16 protein-coding genes are annotated in these 15,685 nt (G+C 64.7%); 7 read left to right on the top strand and 9 right to left on the bottom strand.

The window, feature by feature from the left end; translation table 11 throughout:
- Positions 1 to 9: 9 nt before the first annotated feature.
- Positions 10 to 1,548 (bottom strand): malate dehydrogenase (quinone), encoded by a 1,539-nt coding sequence (gene mqo, locus FOY51_RS07540; protein WP_149429612.1) that lies wholly within the window; start codon positions 1,546 to 1,548, stop codon positions 10 to 12.
- Positions 1,549 to 1,706: 158 nt separating this feature from the next.
- On the opposite strand from mqo, the gene FOY51_RS07535 reads away from it, so the two are divergent.
- Positions 1,707 to 2,753 carry an alpha/beta hydrolase gene (locus FOY51_RS07535; RefSeq protein ID WP_235916188.1) on the top strand — a complete coding sequence of 349 codons (1,047 nt, stop codon included), beginning with the start codon at positions 1,707 to 1,709 and terminating at the stop codon, positions 2,751 to 2,753.
- Between the two features lie 5 nt (positions 2,754 to 2,758).
- Positions 2,759 to 4,162: a mycothione reductase gene (mtr, locus tag FOY51_RS07530; RefSeq protein WP_149430016.1), complete on the top strand. Its 1,404-nt coding sequence runs from the start codon at positions 2,759 to 2,761 to the stop codon at positions 4,160 to 4,162.
- Positions 4,163 to 4,166: 4 nt separating this feature from the next.
- Here the strand turns inward: mtr and FOY51_RS07525 are convergent, their stop codons facing one another.
- Positions 4,167 to 4,733, bottom strand: a complete 567-nt coding sequence (locus FOY51_RS07525; RefSeq protein WP_149429611.1) for an alpha/beta hydrolase — start codon at positions 4,731 to 4,733, stop codon at positions 4,167 to 4,169.
- 137 nt (positions 4,734 to 4,870) lie between these two features.
- Between FOY51_RS07525 and FOY51_RS07520 the strand changes: the two genes are divergently transcribed.
- Genes FOY51_RS07520 through FOY51_RS07510 form a run of 3 tightly spaced genes read left to right on the top strand, consistent with a single transcriptional unit; the run spans position 4,871 to position 6,857 of the window.
- Entirely contained in the window at positions 4,871 to 5,233 is a 363-nt protein-coding gene (locus FOY51_RS07520; protein ID WP_149430015.1) for a GntR family transcriptional regulator, read from the top strand.
- Positions 5,230 to 6,159, top strand: coding sequence for an ABC transporter ATP-binding protein (locus tag FOY51_RS07515; RefSeq protein ID WP_235916187.1), 930 nt, complete (start codon positions 5,230 to 5,232; stop codon positions 6,157 to 6,159). Before FOY51_RS07520 ends, FOY51_RS07515 begins: the two co-directional genes overlap by 4 nt.
- Complete coding sequence (locus tag FOY51_RS07510; protein WP_149429610.1) at positions 6,156 to 6,857, top strand: ABC transporter permease; 702 nt, start codon at positions 6,156 to 6,158, stop codon at positions 6,855 to 6,857. Before FOY51_RS07515 ends, FOY51_RS07510 begins: the two co-directional genes overlap by 4 nt.
- On the opposite strand, the gene FOY51_RS07505 is transcribed toward FOY51_RS07510, so the two are convergent.
- Together FOY51_RS07505 and map are read right to left on the bottom strand one after the other, a co-directional pair.
- Positions 6,847 to 8,370 carry a cobyric acid synthase gene (locus FOY51_RS07505; protein ID WP_187776232.1) on the bottom strand — a complete coding sequence of 508 codons (1,524 nt, stop codon included), beginning with the start codon at positions 8,368 to 8,370 and terminating at the stop codon, positions 6,847 to 6,849. The two genes, FOY51_RS07510 and FOY51_RS07505, sit on opposite strands and share 11 nt — an antisense overlap.
- Positions 8,367 to 9,242 (bottom strand): type I methionyl aminopeptidase, encoded by an 876-nt coding sequence (gene map, locus FOY51_RS07500; RefSeq protein WP_149429608.1) that lies wholly within the window; start codon positions 9,240 to 9,242, stop codon positions 8,367 to 8,369. Before map ends, FOY51_RS07505 begins: the two co-directional genes overlap by 4 nt.
- A gap of 97 nt (positions 9,243 to 9,339) precedes the next feature.
- Between map and FOY51_RS07495 the strand changes: the two genes are divergently transcribed.
- A complete protein-coding gene (locus tag FOY51_RS07495; protein ID WP_149429607.1) occupies positions 9,340 to 10,344 on the top strand; it encodes an LLM class flavin-dependent oxidoreductase in 1,005 nt (334 codons plus the stop codon).
- Positions 10,345 to 10,360: 16 nt separating this feature from the next.
- Here FOY51_RS07495 and FOY51_RS07490 read toward each other — a convergent pair whose 3' ends face one another.
- The 3 genes from FOY51_RS07490 to FOY51_RS07480 are packed head-to-tail and all read right to left on the bottom strand — an operon-like array spanning position 10,361 to position 13,529.
- Positions 10,361 to 11,305, bottom strand: coding sequence for an SMP-30/gluconolactonase/LRE family protein (locus tag FOY51_RS07490; protein ID WP_149429606.1), 945 nt, complete (start codon positions 11,303 to 11,305; stop codon positions 10,361 to 10,363).
- A 31-nt stretch (positions 11,306 to 11,336) separates the two neighbouring features.
- Positions 11,337 to 12,194 (bottom strand): class I SAM-dependent methyltransferase, encoded by an 858-nt coding sequence (locus FOY51_RS07485; RefSeq protein ID WP_214633078.1) that lies wholly within the window; start codon positions 12,192 to 12,194, stop codon positions 11,337 to 11,339.
- A gap of 9 nt (positions 12,195 to 12,203) precedes the next feature.
- Entirely contained in the window at positions 12,204 to 13,529 is a 1,326-nt protein-coding gene (locus FOY51_RS07480; protein ID WP_214633077.1) for an MFS transporter, read from the bottom strand.
- Between the two features lie 65 nt (positions 13,530 to 13,594).
- Between FOY51_RS07480 and FOY51_RS07475 the strand changes: the two genes are divergently transcribed.
- A complete protein-coding gene (locus FOY51_RS07475) occupies positions 13,595 to 14,413 on the top strand; it encodes an ArsR/SmtB family transcription factor (protein ID WP_214633076.1) in 819 nt (272 codons plus the stop codon).
- Here FOY51_RS07475 and FOY51_RS07470 read toward each other — a convergent pair.
- Positions 14,368 to 15,075 carry a GntR family transcriptional regulator gene (locus FOY51_RS07470; protein ID WP_187776231.1) on the bottom strand — a complete coding sequence of 236 codons (708 nt, stop codon included), beginning with the start codon at positions 15,073 to 15,075 and terminating at the stop codon, positions 14,368 to 14,370. The genes FOY51_RS07475 and FOY51_RS07470 overlap by 46 nt on opposite strands.
- Positions 15,072 to 15,602, bottom strand: a complete 531-nt coding sequence (locus tag FOY51_RS07465) for an HD family phosphohydrolase (RefSeq protein WP_149429605.1) — start codon at positions 15,600 to 15,602, stop codon at positions 15,072 to 15,074. Before FOY51_RS07465 ends, FOY51_RS07470 begins: the two co-directional genes overlap by 4 nt.
- Between the last annotated feature and the right edge of the window lie 83 nt (positions 15,603 to 15,685).

Genomic DNA, 15,685 nt, shown 5'->3' with positions numbered 1-15,685 from the left:
GAGTGACTATCACACAGTTGCGGACGCCGCGACCTTGCTGGTTCCCGTGTTGCTGGCGATGTTGTCCGTCTTCAGCTCGAGAGCGCCCGACGTCCAATCCCACACCTCATCGAAAAGCTTGGGATCGCCGCTGAGCTTCACGCCGAGCGAGGGGACCATTTCCTTGAGCTTCGGCTCCCACGAGCGGTACTGCTCGCCGAAGCAACTCTTCAGGACATCGAGCATCGCGGGAACCGCGGTCGATGCACCCGGCGAGGCACCGAGCAGGCCTGCGATGCTGCCGTCCTCGGCGGTGATGACGGCCGTGCCGAATTCCAGAACGCCGCCGACACCCTTACGACGAATCACCTGCACGCGCTGGCCTGCAACGATCAGCTCCCAGTCCTTGCCGATCGCCTTGGGCACGAATTCCGACAGCGTGTCGACCCGGTCTGCTGGCGAGGCGAGCAGTTCGCTGACCAGGTACTTGGTCAGCCCCAACTCGGTGACGCCGACGCCGAGCAGCGACATCAGGTTGTTCGGGCGGATCGAGCCGGGCAGGTCGGTGAGCTTGCCCTCCTTGAGGAACTTCGGCGACCAGCCTGCGTACGGTCCGAAGAGCAGGCCCGGCGTGCCGCCGATGACGCGGGTGTCGAGGTGCGGCACCGACATCGGCGGTGCGCCGACAGCGGCCTTGCCGTAGACCTTCGCGTGGTGCTGGTCGATCAGTTCGCGGTTGGTGCACCGGAAGAACGCACCGCTGACCGGGAAGCCACCGAAACCCTTGGCCTCCTTGATGCCCGATTGCTGCAGCAGGTGCAGCGCGCCACCACCCGCGCCGACGAACACGAACTTGGCGTTGACGGTCTTCTTCTCGCCGGTGCGGTTGTTGCGCACTTTGAGCTTCCACGTGCCGTCGGACTGCTTTGCGATGTTTCGCACATCGTGGCCGAAATGAACGGCCCCGCCGGACTTGGAGATGTAGTTCAGGAACTGCTTGGTGAGCGCACCGAAGTCGATGTCGGTGCCGCCGTCGGACCAGTTCAGCGCGACCGGATCGGAAAAGTCACGACCCTTGGCCATCAGCGGCAGCCTGCGACTGAACTCGTCGGCGTCGTCGATGTACTCCATGCCTGCAAACAGCGGATGCCCGGCCAACGCGTCGTAGCGCGCCCGCAGGTACTTCACGTTGTCGGCGCCGTGGACGAAGCTGACGTGCGGAATGGGGTTGATGAAATCCTTGGGGTCCGACAGGACGCCGTTCTCCACCGCATGCGACCAGAACTGGCGTGACACCTGGAACTGCTCGTTGACAGTGATGGCCTTCGAGACGTCGACGGAGCCGTCCGCGTTCTCCGGTGTGTAGTTCAACTCACACAGCGCCGAGTGCCCGGTGCCCGCGTTGTTCCACGGATCGGTGCTTTCGGCAGCAGCGGCGTCGAGCCGTTCGTAGACGCTCACCGACCAATCCGGTTGCAGCTGGTGCAGCAATGCGCCCAACGTGGCGCTCATGATGCCCGCACCTACGAGTACTACATCGGTCTTCTGATCTGCGGCTGCGTTCGACACTGGAGATTCGACTTCCTTGTCAGTTTGCCCGGGCTCGTCGCTGCGCTCGGGGTAAAGCCCCGTCCAAGGACGGGAGTTGTGGCGATAGGTTACCCGGACGTCACCTTCCCCAATTGTGCGCCTCGCGACGCGCAACACGGTGCCATTAGATTGGCAATGTGACGCAAAACCCTTTCCTGCCTTCGCAGCAATCGGCGTGGGGGCCGGACCTCCTCGGCGACGGATATCAGCGTTCGACCATCCCGTTGGGCCCCGATCCCGACGGTGAAGGCGAGATCGAGGCCACGCTGGTGCGCTACAGCCCCGAGCGACCGCTCGACCCGCCGACGGTGGGCCCGACTGCCGTCCTCTACGTGCACGGCTACACCGACTACTTCTTCCAGCGGCACGTCGCCGAGCACTACGCCGCCCGTGGATTTCGGTTCTATGCGCTCGACCTGCGTAAATGTGGCAGGTCATTGCGCGCGGACCAAACTCCGCACTTCATCAGCGATCTCTCCCTCTACGACGCCGAACTCGACGAGGCCGTGCGGATCGTGCGGGACGAGGTGGGCGGCGGCACCGTGTTGCTCACCGCGCATTCGACCGGCGGATTGATCCTCCCGCTGTGGTTGGACCGTGTTCGACGCCGCACCGGCGAGACGCCCGCCGGAATCGCAGGCGTTGTCCTCAACAGCCCCTGGTTCGACCTGCAGGGTCCCGCTTACGTACGCGGTGTCGGAACCGCTGCCATCCGCGCGATCGGCCGAGTCCGCCGCACCGCCAGGATTCCCGGGCAGGGCATCGCCACCTACGGCACCAGCATCAGCAACACCGCGAAGGGTGAATGGGACTACAACCTCGATTGGAAGCCGCTGAACGGTTTTCCTGTGCGTTTCGGCTGGTTGCGGGCGATTCGGAAAGGTCAGGCCGAGTTGCACCGCGGTCTGGACATCGGCGTGCCGTCACTGATCCTGCGGTCAAAGTTGACCAAGTTCGCGCGTGAGTACGGACCGGAAATCGATGTCGCCGACGCCGTGCTCGACGTCAAGCAGATCCAGCGGTGGGCAGGCTGCCTCGGTGAACGTACGACGATCGTTCCCGTCGAAGGCGCCCGACACGACGTGATGCTGTCCTCGGCAGAACCGCTGGCGACGGCGTTGCGCGAGCTCGATCTGTGGCTCGATTGGCTACAGGCCCACATTCAGGAACGGATCACGCAGTGACATCAGTGACAGATCCCACGTCGCCTCAGCACCTCGATCCGCAGCATTTCGACGTGGCGATCATCGGCACCGGATCGGGCAACAGCATTCCGGACGAGCGCTACGCGGACATGTCGGTCGCGATCTTCGAAGAAGGCGTCTTCGGTGGCACGTGCCTCAACGTCGGCTGCATCCCCACCAAGATGTACGTCTACGCGGCGGAGGTGGCGCGGACGATTCGCGATGCTGCCAAGTACGGCATCGACGCCCGTATCGACGCGGTTCGGTGGAACGACATCGTCGACCGCGTTTTCGGCCGCATCGACCCGATCGCAGCCAACGGCGAGCAGTACCGGCGCGAAGGGTCCAACACGACGGTGTTCGCCGAGCACGTCACCTTCGTCGGCGACAGAACCCTCGAAACGGCAAGCGGGGCACGGATCACCGCCGATCAGATCGTGATCGCGGCCGGCTCGCGTGCAATCGTTCCGGAGCAGATCGCCGCCAGCGGTGTGCCGTTTCACACCAGCGACGACGTGATGCGACTCCCCGAGCTACCCAAGCATCTGGTGATCGTGGGCGGCGGGTTCATCGCCGCCGAGTTCGCGCACGTGTTCTCGGCGTTCGGGTCCACCGTGTCTATCGTCTGCCGCGGTGACGCCTTGCTGCGCCGGCTCGACCACGACATCTCCGCACAGTTCAACACCCTGGCTCGCAAGAAGTGGGACGTCCACACCGGCACGACGGTGACGACGGTTCGCGGTGATGCGACCCGTGTCACCGTCGAACTGTCGGACGGCACCACCATCGAGGGTGACGCGCTGTTGGTCGCAACCGGCAGGCAAGCAAACGGCGACCGACTGGGTGCGGCAGCGGGCGGATTCGACCTCGACGACGACGGACGGGTTGTGGTCGACGAATTCCAACGCACCACTGCCACCGGCGTTTTCGCGTTGGGAGACGTCAGTTCGCCCTATCAGCTCAAGCACGTCGCCAACCACGAACAGCGGGTCGTCACCGAGAACCTGCTGCGCGATGCGTGGGCATCGACCGACGATTTGGAGCGCACCGATCACCGTTTCGTACCCGCAGCGGTGTTCACCGATCCGCAGATCGCCGACGTCGGACTGACGGAGCACGAGGCGCGTGACGCCGGCTACGACGTGAGCGTGAAGATTCAGTCGTACGGCGACGTGGCGTACGGCTGGGCGATGGAGGACGACGAGGGCCTCTGCAAGATCGTGGCCGAGCGCGGCACCGGAAAGATCCTGGGCGCGCACATCATCGGGGTGCATGCACCGACTCTGATCCAGCCGCTGATCCAGGCGATGACCACCGACCTCGACGCTCACCGGATGGCTCGCGGTCAGTACTGGATCCACCCGGCGCTGCCGGAAGTCGTCGAGAACGCGCTCCTCGGTCTGGAGTAAACGCCTACCAACTGCTGGTGCGCAGCACTATTTCCGTCGCCATCTCGTGGCCGGCCTGTGCCGGAACGTTGTCGATCCCGTCGAGTTCGACGACGCGGAAGTCGGCGAACACGCGTCGCCCGCTTTCGTCGGCGCACGCCCGCGTTGTCGACTTTCCGATCATCAGCGTTGTGGGCAATTCCACTGCGGGGCAATCGGATACAACCTTGGCACCCCTCGAGCCCACGACCGCCGGATGCCCGCTGTCCGCGACCACCAGACTCGCGAATCGGCCGAACGTTCGCGCTGCGAGCAACCACGCCAGGTCGGCACCCTCTCGACTGCCGACCAGGTTCACCCACGCCAGTTTCAGTTCGTCGAGCAATCCCAGCAGACTGCCCTCGCCCAAACCGTCCACGGACTCCACCGCATACGTTCGTAGATCGGAATTGTGCAATCTCGTGCACACGTCGTCGTAGACGTCTGCGGGGTCCCCCACTCCTGGCAACAACAGCACCGCGTGCCGACTTTCCGGCCCGTCGACGCGAACCGTACAAGTGCCGTTTCCTGCAGCCACCTGCAATTGCTCCATGCCATGCAAAGGTACGCGAATCCGCGCGGTCAGGTTGCGGCGTCGAACGCACTGTTGCGTAACCCGTCGACAGCCTCTATGGTTAGTTACATGAGTAATGAACCGATGGACCGAAGAACCTCGGTCCGGTGGTCACGGTGATCGAGGACGGCAGGCCGCTGTTTGCGCAGATTGCCGAGCTGATCGAGAACTCGATCATCGACGGTTCTCTCGCCGAAGAGGCGCAGGTGCCATCCACCAACGAGCTCGCCGCGTTCCATCGCATCAACCCGGCAACAGCGGCAAAGGGGCTCAATCAGCTTGTGACAGAGGGGATCCTCTACAAGAAGAGGGGAATCGGAATGTTCGTCACAGACGGTGCGCGCAACGCGCTGAGGCATCGCAGGCGCGAACGGTTCGCGCTCCAATACATCGCACCGCTCGTCACCGAGGCGGACAAGCTCGGCGTGGGAATCGTCGAACTGAAATCGATGCTCGACCAGTGGGAGAAGAGCAGATGAGCACCAATCGTATGGACTTCGTAGAGCATGACCTCGCCGATCCGGATGTCGTGATCTCCGCACGCGGCCTGACCAAGCGATTCGGCACCTTCGATGCCGTCGACCACGTCAGCTTCGACATTCACGCCAACCGCATCTACGGCCTGCTCGGACGCAACGGTGCAGGCAAGACCACCGTGATGCAGCTGCTCACCGGGCAAACCATCGAATCCAGCGGTGACGTCGCGGTATTCGGCGAGCGGCCGTTCGAGAACGCTCGAATTCTGGAGCGCGTCTGCTTCATCAAGGAGAGTCAGAAGTATCCCGACGACTTCAAGGTCAAGCACGTGCTGTCGTGCGCCCGAGATCTACTCCCGAATTGGGATGAGGACTTCGCGCAGGCCTTGCTCGACGACTTCCAACTCCCGACCGGACGCCGGGTCAAGAAGCTGTCACGGGGCATGAACTCGGCCGTAGGCGTCATCATCGGCCTCGCATCGCGAGCACCGCTGACGTTCTTCGACGAGCCCTACCTCGGCCTCGATGCCGTCGCCCGACAATTGTTCTACGACCGCCTGCTCGCCGACTACGCCGAGCACCCGCGCACCGTGGTCCTGTCGACCCACCTCATCGACGAGGTCAGTGACCTCATCGAACACGTGCTGGTGATCGACAAAGGCAGGCTGCTCTTCGACGAGGACGCCGACACACTGCGCTCGCGCGCACTCGTGGTCGCCGGACCTCCGCGTGCTGTGGACGAATTCACGGCGGGCCGCACCGTCCTGCACCGGGAGACACTCGGCAACCTTGCCCGCACCACGGTGGAGACCGAACTGTCCGAGGCCGACCGATCCACCGCTCAGGGCGCCGGGCTGGACCTGGAACCGGTGTCGCTGCAACAACTTCTGGTGCGCAGCACCACCACCAAGAAGGGAGACGCGCGATGACAACTCGAACGGTGAAAGTCGCACGGATGCACACGAACGCCTGGCCGTTCCTGATCGCGTGGCCGGTCGGAATCGTGGTCGTGACATTCCTGATCACGTACGGGGTATTCCTCGCGGTCGGCGATACGAACGACGGCCAGAGCCACTACACGGGCGGGGTGTCGGCAATGTTCGGTCTGGCACTGGCGTTCTACCTCCAAGCCATGACCCAGACGTTTCCGTTCGCGCTCGGAATCAGTGTCACGCGTCGCGAATTCTTCACCGGTACAACGCTCGTCGCCGTGTTGCAATCGCTGGGACTGGGCGTAGGACTGTTCGTCGCGGGTGCGATCGAGCGGGCGACCGACGGGTGGGGCAAGAACATGCAGATGTTCGACGTGACCAACGCGCTCACGTCCAACCCCGCGATCAAGTTGGGTACCGACATCGTGTTCGTCCTGCTGGTCGCCGGTGTCGGCCTGTTCCTCGGCTCGCTCTATCAGAGGTGGCGGACTCCCGGCCTGTTTGCCACCGCGCTGTTCGCGTTGATCGTGTTCGGCATCCTCGCGATCTCGATCACCTGGCAAGGCTGGTGGACCGACCTCGGCCACTGGTTCGTCGACCTGCCTCGCGCGGTGCCAATGGTGGTGCTCCCCGCGGCGCTCGCCGTCCTCGCGTTCGCCGCGGCGTGGGGTGTGATGCGGCGCGCTACGCCCTGATCGTGCGAAGCGTCGCCAGCCCCTGCGGCGCGCCGTTGTCGATCAGCGCCATCACCTGATCGAGATCGAGATTCTGCTCCACCAGATCAGCCAACAGTTCCAACTGCTCGTCGCGAACGGCCGCTACCGAAACTTCCTGGGAAACCAGGAATCCGGTGCGGCCGCTTTGCTGTGCGACGTCGGCGAGCAAGGCGCGGCGGTACCCGTCGCTCTCCAGCAGACCGTGCCAATGTGTGCCGGTGACGGACCCTCGGACGCTACCTTCGGGTGACCCGTCGGCTGTGTCCAGCAACGCCGGATCGCCGGTCCGCACCACACGCCCATGATGAATCTCGTAGCCATGCACCGGAAGTCCGGCAGCAGTGCCGTTCACCTGGCGCAGGATCTTGTCGGGCGCGAACTCTATGTCGAGATCCAGTAGGCCGAGACCGGCCACTTCTCCCCCGCCCGATTCGACGTCATCGACGATCGTGCGACCCAACATCTGATAGCCACCACAGATGCCCAGGATCGCACCGCATGCTGCGGCCCTGCGTTCCAGCGCGTCGGCAATTCCACTGCGCCGCAGCCACTCCAGGTCCGACACCGTTGCCTTGCTGCCCGGCACCACCACCAGGTCCGCACCCGCCAGCCGCGAGGGTTCGGTGACCCAGCGGACCGAGACCCCCGGCTCACACGCCAACGCTTCGACGTCGGTGGCGTTGGAGACGCGCGGAAGCCTGATCGCCGCCACGCTCAGCCACTCCGATCCCAGCGCCGGACCGGGCCGCCCGACCGGGGCATCGGCCACGGTGCCGAGCGAATCCTCGGCGTCGATCCACAGTCCTTCGGCGAACGGAATCACACCGAGGGTCGGCCGTCCGGTGAGTTCTTGTAACTGCACGAGGCCCGGTGACAGGAGTCCGACATCGCCACGGAACTTGTTGATGACGAAGCCGGCGATCAAGGCCTGGTCTTCGGGTTCGAGGACGGCAAGCGTGCCGAACAGGTGCGCCAACACTCCCCCGCGATCGATATCGCCGACCACGATCACCGGTAGGTCGGCTGTTCGCGCCAGCCCCATGTTCGCCAGATCCGTTGCGCGGAGATTGATCTCGGCGGGCGAGCCTGCGCCTTCGCAGATGACGACGTCGTATTCGGCACGCAGCGAAGCCAATTCCGCCGCCACGATCTCGCGCAGCTCGTCGCGATGACGGATGTAGTCGCCCGCCCGCACCACGCCGGTCGCCTTGCCGCGCACCATCAATTGCGAGCTGCGGTCGCTCCCCGGCTTCAGCAGGATCGGGTTGAACCGAACACTCGGTTCGAGCCCGCACGCGGCGGCCTGCAGCGCCTGCGCGCGCCCGATCTCACCGCCGTCGAGCGTGACCACCGAGTTGTTCGACATGTTCTGCGCTTTGAACGGCGCGACGCGAATACCCCTGCGTACCAGCAATCGGCAGAGTCCGGCGACCAGCACGCTCTTGCCCGCGTCGGAGGTGGTACCCGCGACGAGTAGCGCGCCCCGGGTCACGGCAGGGTCAGGATCTCGGCACTCGTCTCGGTCACCACGAGGGTGTGCTCGAACTGAGCGGTCCACTTGCGATCCTTGGTCACGACGGTCCAGCCGTCGTCCCAGATGTCGTAGTCGATGCCGCCGAGGTTGATCATCGGCTCGATGGTGAACACCATCCCCGGTTCGATGACGGTATCGACGTTGGGCTGGTCGTAGTGCAGGATAACCAGGCCGTTGTGGAAGGTCTCGCCTATGCCGTGACCCGTGAAGTCGTGCACAACGCCGTAGCCGAAGCGGTTCGCGTACGACTCGATGACGCGGCCGATCACGTTCAGCTCGCGACCTGGCTTCACCGCCTCGATCGCCCTCATCGTCGCCTCGTGGGTGCGCTCGACCAGCAGCCGGTTCTCTTCGGAGACGTTGCCCGCCAAGAATGTCGCGTTGGTGTCGCCATGGACGCCGTCGATGTACGCCGTGACGTCGATGTTGACGATGTCGCCGTCGTGCACCACCGTCGAGTCCGGAATGCCGTGGCAGATCACCTCGTTCAGCGACGTGCAGCAGGATTTGGGAAAGCCCTTGTAGCCCAACGTCGACGGGTATGCGCCGTGGTCGAGCATGTACTCGTGCGCGATTCGGTCGAGGTCGTCGGTGGTCACACCCGGCACAACGGCCTTGCCGGCCTCCTGCAGCGCCTGCGCCGCGATCTTGCTGGCGACGCGCATCTTCTCGATGGTCTCGGGCGTCTGCACCCACGGCTCGCTGCCCTCTTTGGCAGTTGCCTTCCACGCGTACTCAGGCCGCTCGATGGTGCGCGGCACGGTGCGTACGGGCGTTGGGGTGCCAGGAGTCAGCGGCTTCCTCGACTCCTGTTCAGTTCCGACAGACATGATGACGAGGGTAGCCCGGTGCCGGGAATAGCCATGAAGGCAACGGGGTTGAGATAGTTGATCAAATATTCAATTACATGCATGGGAGGCCTCGCTGATGGAACTCGGGATCACCACCTTCGCCGAACTGCGCGAGGCCGACGGCAAGCCCGTCGACGCCGGTAAACGGCTGCGGAATGTGGTCGAAGAGGCGGTGGTTGCCGAGCAGTCCGGTCTCGCGGTCTACGGCATCGGCGAACACCACCGCCCCGATTTTGCCGCGTCCGCACCTGCCGTCGTGCTCGCCGCTGCTGCTGCCAAAACGTCGAATATTGCCCTGACCAGTGCGGTCACCGTACTCAGCTCGGACGATCCGGTTCGCGTCTTCCAAGATTTCGCGACTCTGGACCTGATCTCGGACGGACGTGCCGAAATCATCGCGGGCCGAGGATCCTTCACCGAATCGTTCCCACTGTTCGGGTACGACCTCGCCGACTACGACGAGTTGTTCGTCGAGAAGTTGCAGTTACTGCTCGCACTTCGCTCCGGCGAACCCGTGACGTGGTCCGGCCACCACCGCGCACCCCTGCGCGATCAGATGGTCTACCCGAGGCCCGAACGCGAACTCCCGGTCTGGATCGGTGTCGGCGGCAACCCCGAATCCGTCGTCCGCGCCGGCTTGCTCGGCCTTCCGTTGGTGATCGCGATCATCGGCGGCGAGCCCGCGAGGTTCGCTCCGTTGGCCGACCTCTACCGGCGTGCGCTCGAACAGGGCGGACACCCTCGCCTGCCCATTGCAGTCCACGCCCACGGCTACATCGCCGACAGCGAGCAGAAGGCGATCGCCGACTTCTACCCGTCGTATGCGGCAGGCATGACGAAGACCGGACGCGAACGCGGCTGGGGGCCGATGACGCGGGAGAAGTTCGACGTCATGCGGGCACCGGAAGGTTCGCTGCTGGTCGGCACACCGGAGCAGGTTGCCGACAAGATCAGCGCGATGGAGTCGACGCTCGGCATCGACCGTTTCATGCTGCACATCAGCGTCGGGACGATGGAACACGACAACGTGCTCAGCAGCATCGAGCTGCTCGGCAGCAAGGTCGCACCGCTCGTGGGGTGATCATAAGAAAGGCTGATCACGGGATCGCAGTGCGGGCGTTCGCGTCGAATCCGCCGGGGATCTCGTAGATCTGGCCGTCGAAACCGGCCCGGAAGAGCCGTCCTGCCGAGAATCCCGCGTCGCCGCGTCCGTACGTGAGCGCACTCGACGCCGTAATCCCCTGTGCCAGAGCGCAGGTTCGGCTGTCGCCGTCGATGCGCAGGATCTGGCCGGTCGCGCTCGCGGCAACGATCGGACGATCCTTCGAATCGAGCGTGACCCGTGTCGGTGCGGAGATCACGTCAGCCCCCGCGAACGTGATCAGGGACTCCGGGGCCTGCGGAGCGGCGATCGGAATGCGGGTGACGCCGGGGTTCGCCAACACACGGGAGACGTAGAGATATCTGCCGTCCCCACCGATGGCGGCGCCGCTCGCACTCGGCAGGTTCGCCCAGTCGGCCTGGACCGATCCGTCGGGCAGCACCCGTCCGACCTGAGCGCCGAATTCGTTGGTCGCGTACATGGTTCCGTCACGAGCAACAGCAAGGCCGGTCACCGCACTGAGCCCCGACGCGATAGTTGTGACGGTGCCGGTCGAGAGGTCGACCCGGCCGATCGAGCCGGGATGCGCGAGATCGCCGACCAGCATTCGGGTGTCGGCGTAGCCCACCAAGAGTGTCCCATCCGGCGACCACGCCAACGCGGTCGCGGCGTTGCCTGCGGGCACCGCGGCAACCGTCACCGCGCGTGCGCCCGGTGCGTCGATCCGATAGATCCGACCCGAGATGTTGTCGGCTGTGTAAAGCCGCCCGGTTGGATCGACCGTGACGCCCTCGAGTGCGGCACCTGCGACGCTGCCGACCGCAATGGGATCCTGACCTGCACCGGCGCAGACCGGCCTAGCCGCAGCTGGCGCACCCCACAGCGTTGCGGCGATACCCAGCACCAACCCTAGACCGACTACGCCATGTTTAGACCGCATGGTCTAACGGTAATCCGTCCGGTCTAAGAGGTCAACGTCGCCGTCCGGTCAGCCCGAACATCAGTGGAAGGTCGGGCATACCTTCTGGCGTCGCATAGCGCCGATCGCCGAGATCGCGCATGTTCGCGAAACCCTGCCAGCCGTTGGCGTACGGATATTCGACGAGTTGCTCCACCACCAGACCCGCCCGAACGATCGCGGTCACGATGTCGCCGAGCCCCCAGGTGAACAGGTACGCGGGATGGGGATTGACGAAGTCTTCCACGCCCGGCTCCGGTGCGGCCGGGGTCAGCCCGTCACCCGAATCGGCGACGTAGTCGTGCACACCGTCGTCGTCGCGGAACGGTGGTGCACCGAATCCGTATGCAGGCTGCCAATTTTCGTCGAAATACGCCGCGAACGGATGGAACTCGACCACCACCAGCCGGCCGCCGGGCCGCAGCACTCCTGCAATTCCTGCGGCCCATGCCGCCAGATCGGACAGCCAGCACACAGCGCCGTAGGAGACGTAGACGACGTCGAAACTACGACCTGCGGCGATGGCGTCCGCCAGCCAGTCGTAGACGTCGCCGCGATAGAACTCGCCGACAATCCCCGACTCTTCGGACAACGTCCGCGCGAATTCGATTGCCTCGTCGGAGATGTCGACGCCGGTCACGTCGGCACCCGAACTCGCAAGACTCAAGGTGTCTTGCCCCGCGTTGCACTGCAGATGCAGCAATTCCACCCCGTGCAACGGTCCGAGCAAGTCCAATTCCTCAGGGAACAGGGTGGAGCCGCCGCCGCGCAGGAATGCAGCTTGATCGCCCTTGTGACTGTTGTGCGCCGGTATCACGGCATTCCACGACAACCTGTTGGATTCGTGCATCGACTTCGGATCGGTATCCACGATCTCCGATTATCGGTCGACACAGAGCAATACGACAACAGCAGCCGACAACCACAGTGCTGCGCACACGGCGGCGGCCGCCGATACGCCGGCCAATCCCAGGCACGCGACACCGAACGCTCCCCCGGCTTGCCGAGCCGTGTTGTTCACTCCACTCGCCACACCCGCGTACTGCGGCGGGGCCGAACGCATGGCGGCAGCCACGATGGGCGCGGTGAGCAGACCCATGCCGATACCGAGCAGCAACGTTCCCACCGCAAGCAAAGACCAGCCCGTGCCGACGCGCGTCAGGAGCAGGCAGCCGAGCACGCCGGTCAGTAAGCCGACCACGGCAGGCGGTCTCGACCCCATCCGAGCCGTCACCTTGCCCGCGATCGGAGCAAGGACCGCAAGCGGAACGAACAAGGGCAGCAACGCGACACCGGCGCGCAACGGGCTCAACTCGCGCACCTGCTGCAGATACAAGCCGACGACGAAGATCATGCCGATACCGACGAAGTTCATGAGCAACGACACCGCATTGGCACCGACGAATGCGCGCGAACGGATCAACTCCAGCGGAAGCATCGGCGCAGCACTGCCCCGTTCCACGACGACGAACGCGACCAGCGCCGCGACGGCGAGCACGCCAACAGCGATCAACACCATGGTCGACCCGGTCGCACCGGCCTCGATTGCGAAAAACACCACGCCGCCGAGGAATACAGCCGCACAGATCGAACCCGCGATATCCATGCGGCGATCCACCTCTCGAACGGATTCCGGCGCAACCACAACGGTGGCCGACGCGGCGCAGACCAGTATCGGGACGTTGATCCAGAACACCGATCGCCACCCGAACGCATCGACCAGCGCACCGCCGAGCACCGGTCCGGACGGTAGTGCCAGGGCTGCCGTTCCGGCCCAGATGCCCAATGCCCGTGACTGTTCCGCCGACCCGGGGTACGCCTTGGTGATCAGTGCAATCGTGCCGGGGAGCAAGATCGCGGCGCCGACGCCCTGCGCAATTCGAGCCGCGACAAGGAACGCGAGCCCAGGGGCCAGCGCACAACCGACGGAGGCAAGGCCGAAGACAGCGAATCCGGTGAGCACCACTCGTCGGTGCCCGTAAATGTCGCCTGCGGAGCCCGCCGCGAGCAGAAGTGCGGCGAATGCCACCGAATATCCGCTGACCACCCACTGCAAAGCGGATGTGCCGGACCGAAAGTCCGCTCCGATCGACGGCAGGGCGACGTTGACCACCGTCACGTCGAGTTGCACGACGAACATCCCGACACATATCAGCGCGAGGATTGTCCCGCGCCCGGACAGCCGATTCGTCAGTCTGATTGCCACACCGTCCACCATGGTGTGCGAACAGTTCCGTGCACACCGAAGTGTGGTGGACCGATACTGGATTCATGGACGGAAACCAGATGTCCGGTGATGCGGACATCGCCCGAATTGCCGCGCTGTTCGCCGACCCGTCACGCGCGAAGGTACTGACGGCGTTGGCGGACGGTCGGGCGCTTCCCGCGTCCGTGCTCGCCGACGAAGCGGGCGTATCTCCGCAAGCCACCTCCGGTCACCTTGCGAAACTGCGCGAGGCCGGGCTGATCAGCGTCCGCAAGTCCGGGCGCCATCGTTACTACGCGCTCACCGGTGACGAGGTCGCCAACGCCATCGAGGCCCTCGCGCAACTCGCTCCCAGCAAACCCGTTCGGTCGTTGCGCGAGGGCACTCGCGCGAACGCTCTCCGGATGGGGCGCACGTGTTACGACCACTTCGCGGGTCAGTTGGGTGTGCAGATCACCGAGGCGTTGCTCGACCGCGATGCGTTGCTGGCCACGGACGGCGTCGCGTCGACCGAGGCTCGATCAGGCGAGCCGGTTGTCGGTGCGGCCCAACGCCATCCGTATGCCCTCGGTCCGAGTGCAGCGGAAACGTTGAAACTCTTGGGCTTGGATCTGGACACGATCGTCGCTGCCCCGACCCGACGCCCACTGCTGCGGTTCTGCCTCGATTGGACAGAGCACCGCTACCACCTCGCGGGCCTGCTCGGAGCACACGTCTTCACCGCGTTCGACGAGAACGGTTGGGTGCGCAGGCTCCCCCGGCAACGCGCCGTGCGCCTCACTCCGGACGGTGCCGCCGTTCTTGCCCGTTTGGAACGCGCAGGTCACTCGCGCTCGGGTCATTCACGCAGCGTCGCGACGAACGCGATCCGATCGCCTCGATAGAGCGCGCGTACTCGCTCGATCGGCACTCCTTCGGTGTCGAGAGTCCGCCGATGCAGCAGCAGCATCGGCATTGCCGTGGTCGATTCGAGCAGTCCCGCTTCGCGTGGCGACGCAAGGACGGTCTCGATTCGCTCTGTCGCGGAAGCGAATTCCACGCCCGACGCCCGGATCGCCGCATACAGCGACGTGCCGGGGTCGAAGGTCTCGGTGAATTCGCCGAACCGCGACTTCGGCAGGTAGGTGCTTTCCAAACCGATGCGCTCGCCATCGGCGAGCAGCACCCGCTCCAGGTGCATGACGGTGGATCCCGGCGGTAGTCCCAACTCCTCGCACAACTCGTCGTCGCCGATCACGTCCTCCCACGTCACCAGCAGTCGCGCAGGCACGCGACCCTGGCTCAGCGCTCCCTCGGTGTAGGACTTGAGCGACAGCGGCTGTGTCAGCTTCGGCTGCGACACCACCGTGCCGCGACCACGTCGTTCTATCCGTCCTTCGACCAGAAGTTCGTGCAGCGCTTGGCGAACCGTCTCGCGCGACACTTCGAAGCGGGCGGCAAGTTCACGCTCGGGCGGCACTGTGTCGCCCTCACCGAGGGTGGAGAGGATCCGCTCCAACTCGGTGCGGACAAGGTAGGACTTCGGCATCCGGTCGGCTGCCGTCACGAGTGCGTCGCCCGCCCACGTAGGACGCGTGCCGCCACAGTCAACACGTCGTCGATGGATACAGCTTGCGCACCAGGCACTTTCGCGGCGTCGTCGAAGCGTCGCAGCCGAACCGCATCGGGCCACCACGGATGCTCCACGTACGCGGCGTCCGCACCTGCTCCTCCCTGCATTGCCAGCGAGACAGTCGACGTTTCCGAAAGGTCTGCGGCATAACCCGGTTCGGTCTCCGCAAGAAACCGCTTGGCCGCGACATGTGCACCCGCCAACCACCCAACCCGGTCGCCGAACCGTGGCGTCAGCCACCGTGCGGCCGCCTTGTCGTGCGGGTAATCCGAAGGAAGTCCGAGCAGACGGCTGTGACCGAGATCGTGCAATGCACTGGCAAGCACCAGTTCGTCGTCTGCGCCGGCCGCGATCGCTTGCGCGGCGCTCTGGAGGGCGTGATCGAGTTCGTCCACCGCCTCTTCATCCCAGATCCCCCGCAGCGATTCCAGGAGGCGCGCCGTTTCGGCTAGCGAGTCCATGCAGTTCAGCGTACCCGAGATTGGTCTATACCAATTGTTAACCCGAAATTCTCCTTTCCATCACCTATTGGTCTAGACCAATG

Origin of the sequence: Antrihabitans cavernicola, from assembly GCF_008297975.1 — a bacterium.
Taxonomy (GTDB): domain Bacteria; phylum Actinomycetota; class Actinomycetes; order Mycobacteriales; family Mycobacteriaceae; genus Antrihabitans; species Antrihabitans cavernicola.
The sequence above is the reverse complement of the archived record's forward strand: the minus strand, read 5'-3'. Positions and strand labels throughout refer to the sequence as shown.

Coding starts and splice junctions, on each gene's coding strand:
- FOY51_RS07495 (WP_149429607.1), top strand. CDS start 9,340: ATGGAACTCGGGATCACCACCTTCGCCGAACTGCGCGAGGCCGACGGC.
- FOY51_RS07475 (WP_214633076.1), top strand. CDS start 13,595: ATGGACGGAAACCAGATGTCCGGTGATGCGGACATCGCCCGAATTGCC.
- FOY51_RS07525 (WP_149429611.1), bottom strand. CDS start 4,733: ATGGAGCAATTGCAGGTGGCTGCAGGAAACGGCACTTGTACGGTTCGC.
- FOY51_RS07465 (WP_149429605.1), bottom strand. CDS start 15,602: ATGGACTCGCTAGCCGAAACGGCGCGCCTCCTGGAATCGCTGCGGGGG.
- map (WP_149429608.1), bottom strand. CDS start 9,242: ATGTCTGTCGGAACTGAACAGGAGTCGAGGAAGCCGCTGACTCCTGGC.
- FOY51_RS07515 (WP_235916187.1), top strand. CDS start 5,230: ATGAGCACCAATCGTATGGACTTCGTAGAGCATGACCTCGCCGATCCG.
- FOY51_RS07510 (WP_149429610.1), top strand. CDS start 6,156: ATGACAACTCGAACGGTGAAAGTCGCACGGATGCACACGAACGCCTGG.
- FOY51_RS07490 (WP_149429606.1), bottom strand. CDS start 11,305: ATGCGGTCTAAACATGGCGTAGTCGGTCTAGGGTTGGTGCTGGGTATC.